The following is a 12,546-nucleotide window of genomic DNA, read 5'->3' as shown; positions in this document are numbered from 1 at the left end:
GATCGCAATTTATCGTGTACGATGAATATAAAAAGACCGCCGGTAATTATCGAATGAAGATATGTTTCGAGCCGATAAAAACGAAACACTAGTTACGCTCGTTAATCGGCTCGAGTTATTGGATCGGCTGTGTCAATCACCAGCGCATATCAGGGACCTCATCGACGAAACCGGACAAGCTCGGTCGACGGTTCACCGCGCAGTCAATGAACTGAGCGAACTCGACCTCCTCTACCGAGGAGACGATGGGATCGAAGCGACGATCATCGGTCGGTTCGCCCGCGACCAATTGACTGCGTATCTCGATGGGCTCGACGATATTTTTGCGGCACACGCCGTCCTTGAACCGCTGCCTGCGGAGGCAGATATCGAGCACGACATCATCAGGGATGCAGCGTGCTTTCTGGCCGCAGACCCCACGCCTTATCGTCCGTCTGACCGGATGCACGAGGACCTGACCGAGGCCAAGGCCTATCGAGCACTGCTCTCGACAGTCGAAGCGTCCCGAACCATCAGGGTACTGTACCAACACGTCGTCATCCAAGGAAATCCAGCAGAAATCGTCGTCTCTCAGGAGGTCTTCCGGATGTTGCGAAACGAGTTCCCGCGCCGAATGACCCTCTTGGCTGAAGCGAAGCACTTTGACATCCTCGTGGGTAAGGTCCCGCCGTACACCCTCGGTCTGCTTGAGCATCAACTCGGGACGGGGAGCGGGTCAACGACAGTCCACGCCGTCATTCACAACGACAACGGTGGGATTCATGGACTGGTCGTAAACAAAACTGAGCACGGAATATCGTGGGCGACGGCACAATACGAGCAGTATCGAAACGACGCAACGGATCGAACGGGAGAGTTGATCGCCGACACAGACGGGGGCACTCAAACGCTCGAGCGAGACGGAGTACCGATGATCGGTCAGTCACTCCCTCCGTCACTCGAGCGCGAAGGCTTCACACGAGTCGATGCCGCGTACTTTCGGAACGAACCCGTTTCGAAGCCGACGACGGCCTGGCGGGCCGGACTCTCACTCGCCGAGGTACACACCGGCTATGCAATCACGAGACCGGGTTCAGGACCAACCGAAGAATCAACCGACGAGAGAAGGGGATTGGCTGCAGAGATCACGGACGAGTTGCGTTCCGGTGACAGTGTGGTCGTCCTCGGGCCACCGGGCTCCGGAAAGAGCACCGTCTGTAAACAAGTGGCCTGTCAATGGTACGAAGAGGACCGAGGACCGGTTCTCTACCGTGCTGGCAATCACGACCAATCTATCAGCTCTATCGATGACCTCGTCGCGACTGTGACGAACGCGGACGGCCACGCACTCGTCGTTATAGAAGATGCCGTCCGTCCGAGCGCGAACGCCATTTTCGAGGCGCTCGAGCACCTCACCCATCACGACAGTGTCAGTGTCCTCCTCGACTCTCGTGAAAGCGAGTGGCGAGATCAACTGGCACCGGCGACCGATGTGTCGGCCCTCGAGATAACGTATGTTCCACGAATCGAGGCGAGGGACTGTGTGAAACTCGTCGACCACTTCGAACGAACGGTTGGACGGTCAGTCGAGGTCCCCACCGATCGGCTGTGGTCCGTGGTTCGAGACGAGGCCGTTACCGACGATGGCAAGACACACGAGATGCTCCGACTGATTCATCGACTCGCGACGTATGCCGATCCGCTGGCGGCGGAACCGACCGCACTCGAGGAGGAGGTGGCGAGCGTCTACGCCGACCTTTCGGCTGACGATCTGGCTCGATCGGTTTGTCTCCTGGTAAACACGCTCAATGCGGCGGGAATTCGTGTCAACCGTGGGCTCTGCTACGCTGTAGCCGGCGACGTGCGCACGGGAGGTGAGGGGAGCCAGTATGGGCCTGTCGATGACGCGCTCGATCAATTGTCTGGGCGAGTTCTCTTTCCCGGCCAAGATGGAGGCTACCGAATCGTTCACGAGGAGTGGTCGATGGTGTTCCTCCACCACATCCTCGACGTGGAGGGAGAAGAGGAGGCCGCAAAGCAGTTCGGCACCGTGGTGAGTGCGCTGTTGAGACTCGCCGAAGATCCTGAGCGCTATGAACGGATCGGACAGCAACTCGATGGCGACGGCCAGGTAGGGTTCACGCCAGCAATCGACGAGTCACCAACGTGGGCGGATGAGACGGTGAAAGCCATTTATGACCTGTGCAGACGGCGGTCGACGCTGACACCTCTCTTTGGTGATGGGGCTCACGATAGCATCGACCTCCCAGCAGCGTGTACAGGTTCGATCGCCGAGGAACGACCGCTCTGGCTCGGCGAGGCGTTCCTGACTGGCGGCTACTACGACCACGCAGAACGCGCCTTCGAACGCGTGCCCGACACCGATATCGCTGGGGCAAGAGACGGCCTCCTGGGCCTAGCTCGAGTGGCGTTCAAGCGCGGAGCCTACGACGAAGCGATTTCACATCACGAAACGGGACTGTCCACCGCTCGAACGCACGACGATCTGGTAGGTGAAGCACGACACCTCAAGGGCCTGGGGCTGGTCGAGTGGCGACTCGGTTCCTATGAGCGAGCGCGCGAATCTTTCGAGGCGTGCCAGGAGTGTGCACGCCAACTCGGTGATCGAAACCTCGCGTCGGTTGCCGACGCCAATCTCGGCGCGATTGCGTGGTCACAGGGCGCGTACGAACGCGCACGAGACCACTTCGAGGTGTTTCTCCAGTTTGCGCGTGACACCGGCGACCGAGCGGGAGAAGCGACCAGTCTCAATAACATTGGGTCCGTCGCGTATCACCAGGGCGCATACGACCGGGCCCAGAGCTACTTCGAGGAGAGCCTCACCATCAGGCGCGAAATTGGCTATCGATCCGGCGAGGCGAGTTGTCTCAACAACCTCGGACTCACGGCCTCCAAACGGGGCGCGACACAGGAAGCCGAAGACTTCCACGGTGCGGCTCTCGAAATCTCGACGACGATCGATCACTCGAGGGAGCGAGGACATAGCCTCTGGGGGCTCGGAATCGTCGCGAGAGAGCAAGAAGACTATCAGGCAGCCGATGCGTTCTTCGAGGAGGCCCTCGAGACTTTCGACGAGACGGGAAACCAGTCGTACATGGCCCGAACCAAATTGGAACGAGCGACTCTAGCCCTTGCCTGTGAGAACCTCTCGGAGGCACGCAAACAGACCGAAGAAGTGCTCGCTGTCGTCCGGAAACTCGAGGAAGACCACGTACGCGCCAGGTGTTTGAACCAACTTGGACGCATCGCCGCTGCAAACGGTAATCTCGAGGAGGCCACAGCCCACTGGCAGATTGCCCTCGAAGAATTCGAGGACCGCGATTCCTACGACCTGGCCTTGGAGACGCTCGAGTATCTCGTCGGGGCCAGCCTCGAGGAAGGCGACACGGACGAAGTCTCCAGATGGCTCGAGCGAGCACAGGAATTGCTCGGCGAAGCACCTGCTGTAACCTCCGACCTCCATTCTGAGTGGGTTGATCGGGAAATAAATACTATTAATTAAACTCTTTACTGACGGGTATTAGCATAGATTCTCATTCTTCGAATGTGACAGAGTACACCCATTGTAATATCAACGTTCAAGACTCGAGTCGTGGCGACACCGGAGCGGTTGCTCATTTCTCTGTTGTTACGGAATGAGTGTATGAGTGCTATTACTAGCAGTAAATCCACATGAAACCAACCTCAAAAACAATATCAATCTCACATCTAACACAATTTATATACTAGTTGATGTGCTCTGTTTGGGTATAATAGTCAGAAATTTGATTAAAGCATGTGTTCAGCACTTTCTAGTTCACCACCTCAGCTGGTATATGTCTGTAAAGTTAGTGCTACAGTCGAAATGTTTTGGAGAAGTGTTTAAAAAGCACAAGACAATTTCCGATACTTGCCCGACTGCTCACGCACGGTTTATCGAAGCTGTGGGCCCACATTTTGAGCGTAGAAAATCCCTTTCCGATCAAGTATCGTTTGATATTGTGGAGGGATCCGCACAACTCAGACCGAGAAGTGGCGGTCAGATATCCGCAGCCATCGATGAGGAACATCTCGCACTCAAGATGTTGTTTCTCGGTCAATCGCTGCAGGAATGCAGCGGCTGGATCGGTGCCTCGTCGCCCGAAAAATTCGATATCGATAATGAGCTTACAGCCCATTGAAATTGCATATCCACTCCAAGATTAGATTGAAATTATCTTAACAATAATCTTATCAAATGAGGCCCCTGGCTGCTTCGTTGTCGGCGGATCTGTCGGACTGTGAGCCAATATATACGATTTATGACAATGCGATTGATAAGGGCGTTCAACGCCGATTAAGCGTAGAACTGCTTGTATTTCTCGAAACGAATAACTGGTCGCGTGGGGGTACACACCCTGACGGGCGTCGCCGTCCGCCCACGCTCCCCACATACAAATTCCGCCGCATATAAATCGCTGAACAGGTCTGCAAGCATTGTTCCAAACTACCTCTACGACCTGCTCGCTTCTCAAACTGCGCTTATTAGATACCTGGTTGATTGAACCCACGTTCCACCTCTTCGGATGGTGTCCGCTCTCGGCGCACTAAACCCAGGCCTGTCCAGTCGATATACCCTTGATCAGAGTTATTTATGTTATAGACATCCATTGAAGGGCATCCTCTCATTATCGTTCGTAACCAAGCACGACCGGTCGGTGGCACGTGACCGCAGTGATCCCGATGAAAGACCACACACATTCGAATCCGTTTAGGGTCCAGAGATCATACACCAGCCCAATGAACACGAACGCGATCGACGACCGCCAAACCGGGCGCTCGAGGCAGGTGAGAACCGATGGGTAACGCCCCGGGAGGCGAAGTCGACCGCTGTGCATTTTGTGGGCGTCCCTGTCCAGATTCTGCGGGCGAATTGCACGTCGGGAGCGGTGAGCAAGTCTGCTCGAGTGGCTGTCAGACCCTGTATAACTCGCTTGGACCGTTGGCCGAAGGCCCTCCTCCCTCGATTCCGGAGCCAGAAATGGAACCGACTGTCGCGCCCAAGGGAGCACCAGTGGGTGGCACAGACGAATCGGAATCGGTGGATACCGATCCAGCGTCGGACGGGGAGTCCTCGGTTACGGGAGCAACTGGACAGGTTGATACGCAAGAGGAGGCCTCGTCCATCGAATTCGAAGCAGGCGTCGAAGCGACGGGTACCGACGCAGAGGAGGCGGATCCAACTACGGATACCGAAAGCCACCCAGCGCCGATCCAGACCTTCCTTCGTGTCGACGGGATGCACGCCGTCACCTGTGAGCAGTACCTCGAGTCCGTTGCGTGCGAGCATGACGGTATCTTCGATGCCGAAGCGAGTTACGTCACGGAGTCGATTCGTGTCGACCACGACCCGGCACAGCTTCCGAAATCCGACCTCGAGGATGCTCTGAGTCGACTTGGATACACCGCCTATCTCCGCGACACCGTGACGGAATCGTCGGAAACGGACGAGAACACCGTTCGACGAGTCGTCGGACCCGAAAACAGTCCGAACCCGAACGAGTCCACAAGTACGACTCGGCGCGCTCGAGAGATGTCGGGGATTCGGAAACGACGTTCGGACGACGCGATGGACATGCGGTACATCCTCAGCGTCGTTTTCGGCTCCTTTCTGTTAATACCGTATATTACAGTTCTCTATCCAGCCCACCTGGCGGAACTGTATCCTGCTGGCCCGCTCGAGGGCTTTACCGTCCTGTTCACTGACGGTGGCGTGTTGTTTTCCCGCGTCTATTTCGTGCTCACCGGTATCGTCCTCTATTTCGCTGGTATGCCCGTGTTGCGGGGTGCCTACATTAGTCTCAAGCTTCGCCAGCCGAACACCGACTTACTCGCTGCGCTGGCTATCGTCAGCGCGTATCTCTACAGTTCACTCGCCGTCGTCGTCGGCAACAGCGGGCATATCTACTACGATTTCGTGTTGGCTATCGCAGCGATCGTGACCGGCGGTATCCTGTACGAATCGTCGGTCAAACAGAAAGCTCTGGATAGACTTACCGAACTCACCGTTTCCCAGGTTGACAGTGCTCGCCGATTAGCAGACGACGGTTCGACCGACACAGTCGATGTCGGCGAACTCGAGCCGGACGACCGACTTCTCGTCAAACAGGGAGAACGGATTCCCGTCGACGGCGAACTGGCCGAGGGTACCTGTACGGTCGACGAGGCGATCATTACTGGCGAGTCAGTTCCAATTATCAAAGAACCTGGCGACGACGTGGTCGGCGGTTCAATCGTTACCACCGATGCCGCAATCGTTCGCGTCGGTCCAACCGCAAAGAGCAGTATCGACAGACTGACGACGACGGTGTGGCAACTCCAGAGTGCCACACACGGCGTCCAGCGACGTGCCGACCGTCTCGCTGGTCGACTGCTAACTCCAATCGTCGGTTTTGCCGTACTCGGCGGTGTCGGGACGTTGGTGTTGAGCGGGAGTGTTGGTACCGCAATTCTTGGCTTTCTCGCCGTCTTCATGATCGCCTCGCCCTGGTTGCTTGGCTTTGCGACGCCGCTCTCGATTGCGACGACCCTGGAGGAAGCTCTCGAGCGGGGCATCGTCATTTTCGACGAAACGGTATTCGACCGGCTACGGGAGGTCGATACTGTCGTTTTCGACAAGACTGGAACGCTCACTCGTGGACAGATGACCGTCCTTTCTGCAGACGCACCGCAACCGGTTCTCGAAGCAGCAGGCCGCCTCGAGCAACGAGCTGCCCACCCGGCCGCCGACGCCATTGCTCGAGCATACGGGCCGAGTACGACAGACGCGAATGCAACGCCAGACGTGAACACAACAGACTCGGACGGGAACGCACCTCAACCAGATGGCGGAGAACCGCGGTCGGAATCGGTAGCGATCGAAGAGGTATCTGACTTTCGGAGCTATTCAAACGGTGTTGGCGGTATCGTCGATGGTGATGAAACGCTCGTGGGCCATCCCGACCTGTTCCTCGATCAGGGATGGGAGCTCGAGGATGGCCTCGAACGACAGGTTCAGTCCGAACGAGGGGCCGGACGGCTGCCTATCGTCGTCGGACAGAACGGACGTGCGTGCGGACTCGTGGTCGTTGGTGATCAGCCGCGAACAAACTGGGAAGACACCATCGAGCGTCTCAGCACTCGAGGCATGGAGGTTATCGTCCTCACCGGTGACGAGCGGTCGGCGACTGAACCGTTTGCCAGCCACCCGGACGTTTCGAGGGTGTTTGCTGGGGTGCCTCCCGAAGGCAAAGTTGCAGCGATTAGCAAACTCGGCACAGATTCCACCGTCGCGATGGTCGGCGATGGCACGAACGACGCGCCCGCGCTGGCGGAGGCTGCACTGGGTATCTCACTCGGTGGTGGTACGGATCTGGCATCCGATGCGTCTGACATTACGGTTGCCGAGGACGACCTGACAGCGATCGAAACAGCGTTCGACCTCGCCGAAGGCGCTCGTCGTCGTGTCCAACAGAACAATCGCCTGGCGTTCGTCTACAATGGTATCGCGATTCCAGTCGCGCTGTTGGGCGTGTTGAACCCACTTTTTATCATCGGTGCGACGGCTATCGGTGCGGGAGCACTCGGCGTCAATTCGATGCGTTCGTTGCTCGAGTGAGCCGGTCCTCTGTACCTTTTTTATTGGTGATTGACGACCCTATTTGGGCGCTCACCGGGAAGAAGCGACAGCAAACCCTACGTATCGTAGTTTACAGTAATTATGCAAATCTCGGTTCAGTTTCTGTTGGACACAGATTACAAAGTTGTATGTTTGAAACAAATCACGGTCCTTTTGATGTGGAACGTAATACCGGCTGAAGGATGGCCACCATAACAAGGGTACAGATGTTATGAATCAGGGGCGGGGTAGCACTCGCATCCGCTAGCCGTCAGGGGATTTCGACGAGTGAGGAAAGGCGGATTCCACGAACTTCTTTCCGTTTGTTTTCACTGGGTAAACGATGGGCCCCAGTTGTTTCCGTCTCATCTTTGGTTTACCACTGTGTTGTCGTCGATTACAGATCGCCTTTTGCCTCCCAGATGGCAGTCATGAGATCAGCAAATACCGAGGCGCGCATCGAATACTCGCCGTCCATCGTATCGGCATCCACGGACTCGATGTTCGCCACGAACTCCTGGTCGTAACTCATCTTTGTCAACGTTTCACGTACGTCAAAGGAGAGCTTCCCCTCCTCGTCGGTATCGAGCCAGGAAACCGACCGTTGTTGCTCATCGTACTCGAGAACGTAGGTTTCACCGCCGATCAACTCACAAATACCGTCCAGTGACCCTATTTCGATCCATCCGTCGTCTGTCTCGAGGAACAACACGCCATCTCGAACGTCGGTTTCGTAACGCTTCATACCAGTGGCAAATAGCCCGAACGCATTAACCGTTCTGTCACTGACCGCAAACGAGCAGGTGTAGTGGGCATTCTCACTCAGTGAAGTGAGGCTGAGACATTTTGCGGGTTCCTGCACCGCTACGTTTCCCTCTGGGGAACAAAATGACTTTTTGGGCCAGTAGACCCGCATCGTGTATTGCACGGAAGTACAGCTAATCGGCTATTGTGTCCGGCTTGCTGGACACTCCCTCATTTGCTGAGATATGGCTCAAGAGGACCTCGCTACTGGTTCCACGCACCTGCAGATTTGTGCAGTCACTGGAATGGCCTGCAGGCATTATTGCCATGTCGACACATACCAGTGATTTCCTGCAGTAAACGAGACGGCGCCTCGATTAGCACCGAGATATCTGTGAACCCAACTCTGAGGCTGCATAACGGCTGAAAACACAATAATTTATTGTCTGGAACGCGTTTCCTCGCACAGCCGGCTGTTTACTGGTGGTAGACGGCTTGTTACTGTCCAACTCGGTCAAAGTTTAAGTACGAGTCACCCCCACTGAGAGTAGATGGTTGATATTGGTATCGTCGGATTAGATACGAGTCACGGCGAATCTTTCGCCAAGCGCTTGGCAAGCCACGAGGAAGCTACGCTCAGTGCCGTTTGGGACGGCGGCAGTGTTCGAGACGAATCGTATACCCAGTCGATTTGTGACCAGTATGCAGCGCGTCAGTATGCCGATCCACACGAGATGATTGGTGACGTCGACGGCGTCATGATACTTACTGTGGACTGGGAGACACACCGACCCCTCGCCATCCCGTTTCTCGAGGCCGGAATACCGACGTTGATAGACAAGCCGATCGCCGGCTCAAAAGAGGATATACAGGCCATCGGGCAAGCAGCCAACGAAACTCCACTCTTTGGCGGTTCTGCGGTACCCTATCACTCGGCCATAACGACGTTCGAGCCCGACTGTTCGAGTCGGGCGCTCTACTGTGTCGGATACGATGATCCGTTCTATTATGGCTCTCATCTGATCGATACCGTTTGTCAAATTGTCGATACCGATTGGGCAACGGTCTCACCGGCGAACGATCCCGGTCGAACCGTCGAAATCGTCTTCACCGACGGCACGTATGTCACCGTTCGACTCGACAGTCCCGGAACGAAAAAGCAGTTCAGTTTTCTCAGCGTCGGCAACCAGACGTCGGTCGTCGAGGTCGGCAGCGAACCAGCAGATATGGATGATATGTATCGTTCGTATCTCGACGCCTATCTCGAGGTTATCGAAACCCGGTCGACGGTGACAGGAAAGCGAGTCCTCGATGCTGCTTCCCTATTGTTGGGCATCGACGCTGCGCTCGAGTACGGACAACCGATCACTCCAAACTCCAGAGCGCTCGCCGAACACGTCGTCAATGGCGACGCGTTTCTCGAGGCATATAGTCCGTACTACTGATTTCCTTCCGTCGAATTCACTCGTCTTTTACATTACCCTCGGGCGTCACGTCCGTTACTCTCTCGAGGTCGCCGTAGGTGATTGCGGTAAACGACGCCTCGACGGTTTCTCCGGGGTCGATGACGTTCATGACCGCTTTTCCGTCCTGACCCGTCTCACTGGTTCGTTGTTCGGCAGGCGAGCGAGTCGTGGGCTCGAGGCCGACGTTGTAGTTTCGGTTGAACCAGGGATACTCGTGGTAGCCGCCGAAGGGTTGCCAGTACCACAGGCACTCGAACGGCTCGAGTGGGAATCGAAGGGCGAAGCCGAGGTTCAGGTCGGGATTCGTCAGCGCGTACCAGCCGTCGGCCATATCGACCGCAAATGACTGGTCGTGGACACCCGCCGAGCGCGGCGGAATCTCTCGGAGGTCGACGGTACCGCCGTCCTTTCCGGGTGCGTGTGGCCAGTCGTAGGTCACGTCACCCTCGAGGCGAGCGTTTGGAAAGCCGTCGCCGTACGCCGGGTTGACTCCGGTCGCGTCGGGCAGGTCGAGTCGTGAAGCAGGCGAGAGCAACGGTTCGCCGAGCGTGATGTGCTGTTGCCAGACGTACTCGAGGGGGACCCCGCCCTGATTGGTCACCGATTCGTCGATGTGGAGTTTGGACTCGCCCGCTCGAAGCGTCAGTTCGCGTTCGACGAGAAACGGGTAGCGGATGAGTTCGACCGTCAGTCGAAGTGTCACGGCTTCGCCGTCGTCGCGGACCACGGTACCTTCCCACGGCAAGAGTGCGCTTTCTCCGTGCAGTCCGTAGCTCCCACCATCGATTTCCATCCCACCACCGGCGATGGGGAGGTTGACCTGCCAGCCCCCAGGATAGTGCTCGTTCCAGCTCGAGTCGATACCCGGAACGTACCGATCCTCGGGGGCAGTCCACGCGTGTGGCGTCCGCCACAGAACGTCGACGTCGGTCCGTTTATCCCGAAACTCGACGATGTCGCCGCCTTTTCCGGTCAGTACTACCACCCGAAGAGATCGGTTCTCGAGGACAGCAGCGTCGATGTCGCGATAGGTAAAGTCCGTAGAGATGCGTGGCCCGGGTTCGGTTCGATGGCTGTCTCCGCCGAGTCTCGAGTCGCTCATAGCTCCCTCCGCCGGGCCCCGACGCGCTCAGCGAGTGCAACTGACTTGTCGAGAATCCGCTCGGCGGTGGAAGGGGCGTAGAGTCCGTCCTCGAAGGACTGCCACGACTCGTATCCCCCTTCGGCGAGGATTCGTTTCGTCGGAAGATAGCCGGTGTTGTTGGCGTACCCTGCGACCCACAGGGGTGAGTCGAGCGTCTCCTTGAGTTCCAGTGCAAAATCGGCGACCACTTCCCCTGAAAGCGAGAGGAGCGTCAGATCCGTCCCGAATCCAACAGCCTGTATTGGATACGGCCGATGTCCCGTCACTTCGGTGCCGCCTGCCTCGTTCCCGTCTTCGTCTTCGATGGGGTTTTCGATGTCGAGCGTCACGCTTCCGGCGGCGAGCTTGAGCGGCCCTCTCACCGGTTTCGGTTCGGTCACCAGGGCTCGTTCGACGGCCGTTGCTGCCGTTCGGGCGTGTTGTTTTACCAGTTCTCGACTTCCCTGCGGGTAGGCCTTCTGATCTCCCGCACAGCCGATAACGAACACGGCGGTGGCATCGGGATACGCTTCTTCGAGGTGTTCCATCGCGTAGCCCGGCCAGTCACCGTTGACCTCGTTCGAAAATGCCATGCCTGCAGTTGGGTGGCACGCATAGCCGAACAACAGCGCTTTCGTCGTTCCATCTGCGGTTTCGACGGCCAGAACGGGCAGGTCGTGATCGACCGGACCGTCGGGCGTCGGATCGAAGCCGATGCCGTCTTCGGTCGGTCGTCGGCGGTTCATCGCGATCGCCAGTTTGGCGTGGTAGTACGAGAGCGACGCCGGCTCGAAATCGTCGAGGGCAGCGCCGATCACCTCGAGCAGTCGTTCGTCGACGAACTCTCGATACTCTGCGACGAGGTCGTCATCTCGGTCGTAATCCTCTTGGAGGCCTTCGCGGTGGATGTCGTAATCCGGTCCGTAGTGCGTGTGACTCGGGTTGATAACGAGAGATTCCGGCTCGAGTCCCCATCGTTTTGCACACTCCGCCTCGAGATACTCACGCTGCGTTTCGAACACGAACAAGAGTTCGAACGAGAGCAAAACCAGCCGTCGCCCCGTCTGGTCTTCGAACGCGACCGCGCGAGCTGAAATATCGTGTTCGACACCGTCCATATGCCCGTCACGGGCCCCAAAACCGATCAAACGGTGTGGCTCAGTTTCGTCGGGTGTAATGTCGACGGTCGCCGTCCCGACCTGCCACGCTGGTGGTACCGCCCCGCCGTCACATCGGAGGTCGGCCGATCTATCGAGTCCGGCAGCAGTTGTACGCGTCTCTGCTCCGTGCCTGTGAGGAGGATTCGCCATGTTACCGTTGGTCTGGCGGCACGAATATTAAAGGTACGGACACCGCTCGTTACAGATCCCCGACCGATGGGTGATAGCTTGTGCGTTTCATTGGGCGTTATGTCGCTCTACAGCTACCTCCTGTAGAGACCATTGGGGTGTGGGAACTTTCGAACCCTCGGAAAAACCGGGTGCTGCCTCGAGAACCCATTCCGTTCACGAACCCCAGTTAGCTGAAAGAGAGGGCGCCAAGTACGCCGTCAAGCGTTGCCGTGTAAACCGAACCCGACAACTGCTATCGGTTCGGCT

Annotated in this window: 6 protein-coding genes and 1 pseudogene; 3 read left to right on the top strand and 4 right to left on the bottom strand. The window is 57.1% G+C overall.

Annotated features, from left to right (window positions below):
- Positions 1 to 61 precede the first annotated feature (61 nt).
- Positions 62 to 3,502, top strand: a complete 3,441-nt coding sequence (locus NLK60_RS19265) for a tetratricopeptide repeat protein (protein ID WP_484555230.1) — start codon at positions 62 to 64, stop codon at positions 3,500 to 3,502.
- 331 nt (positions 3,503 to 3,833) lie between these two features.
- Here the strand turns inward: NLK60_RS19265 and NLK60_RS19755 are convergent.
- Positions 3,834 to 4,456 (bottom strand): annotated as a pseudogene (locus NLK60_RS19755) (IS6 family transposase).
- A gap of 360 nt (positions 4,457 to 4,816) precedes the next feature.
- Between NLK60_RS19755 and NLK60_RS19255 the strand changes: the two are divergent.
- The gene (locus tag NLK60_RS19255) at positions 4,817 to 7,615 is read left to right on the top strand and encodes a heavy metal translocating P-type ATPase (protein WP_254810904.1); all 2,799 of its coding nucleotides are present in this window, start codon (positions 4,817 to 4,819) and stop codon (positions 7,613 to 7,615) included.
- 397 nt (positions 7,616 to 8,012) lie between these two features.
- On the opposite strand, the gene NLK60_RS19250 is transcribed toward NLK60_RS19255, so the two are convergent.
- Positions 8,013 to 8,360, bottom strand: a complete 348-nt coding sequence (locus tag NLK60_RS19250; protein ID WP_254810903.1) for a hypothetical protein — start codon at positions 8,358 to 8,360, stop codon at positions 8,013 to 8,015.
- 550 nt (positions 8,361 to 8,910) lie between these two features.
- On the opposite strand from NLK60_RS19250, the gene NLK60_RS19245 reads away from it, so the two are divergent.
- Positions 8,911 to 9,804: a Gfo/Idh/MocA family protein gene (locus NLK60_RS19245; protein WP_254810902.1), complete on the top strand. Its 894-nt coding sequence runs from the start codon at positions 8,911 to 8,913 to the stop codon at positions 9,802 to 9,804.
- Between the two features lie 16 nt (positions 9,805 to 9,820).
- Here the strand turns inward: NLK60_RS19245 and NLK60_RS19240 are convergent, their stop codons facing one another.
- Together NLK60_RS19240 and NLK60_RS19235 are read right to left on the bottom strand one after the other, a co-directional pair.
- Positions 9,821 to 10,927 (bottom strand): DUF4432 family protein, encoded by a 1,107-nt coding sequence (locus NLK60_RS19240; protein WP_254810901.1) that lies wholly within the window; start codon positions 10,925 to 10,927, stop codon positions 9,821 to 9,823.
- Positions 10,924 to 12,258: a neutral/alkaline non-lysosomal ceramidase N-terminal domain-containing protein gene (locus tag NLK60_RS19235; RefSeq protein ID WP_254810900.1), complete on the bottom strand. Its 1,335-nt coding sequence runs from the start codon at positions 12,256 to 12,258 to the stop codon at positions 10,924 to 10,926. Before NLK60_RS19235 ends, NLK60_RS19240 begins: the two co-directional genes overlap by 4 nt.
- Between the last annotated feature and the right edge of the window lie 288 nt (positions 12,259 to 12,546).

The organism is Natronosalvus amylolyticus (assembly GCF_024298845.1).
Taxonomy (GTDB): domain Archaea; phylum Halobacteriota; class Halobacteria; order Halobacteriales; family Natrialbaceae; genus Natronosalvus; species Natronosalvus amylolyticus.
Note: the sequence above shows the minus strand (reverse complement) of the source record. Positions and strands in the feature narration are given on the sequence as shown.

Coding starts and splice junctions, on each gene's coding strand:
- NLK60_RS19265 (WP_484555230.1), top strand. CDS start 62: ATGTTTCGAGCCGATAAAAACGAAACACTAGTTACGCTCGTTAATCGG.
- NLK60_RS19255 (WP_254810904.1), top strand. CDS start 4,817: ATGGGTAACGCCCCGGGAGGCGAAGTCGACCGCTGTGCATTTTGTGGG.
- NLK60_RS19250 (WP_254810903.1), bottom strand. CDS start 8,360: ATGAAGCGTTACGAAACCGACGTTCGAGATGGCGTGTTGTTCCTCGAG.
- NLK60_RS19245 (WP_254810902.1), top strand. CDS start 8,911: ATGGTTGATATTGGTATCGTCGGATTAGATACGAGTCACGGCGAATCT.
- NLK60_RS19240 (WP_254810901.1), bottom strand. CDS start 10,927: ATGAGCGACTCGAGACTCGGCGGAGACAGCCATCGAACCGAACCCGGG.
- NLK60_RS19235 (WP_254810900.1), bottom strand. CDS start 12,258: ATGGCGAATCCTCCTCACAGGCACGGAGCAGAGACGCGTACAACTGCT.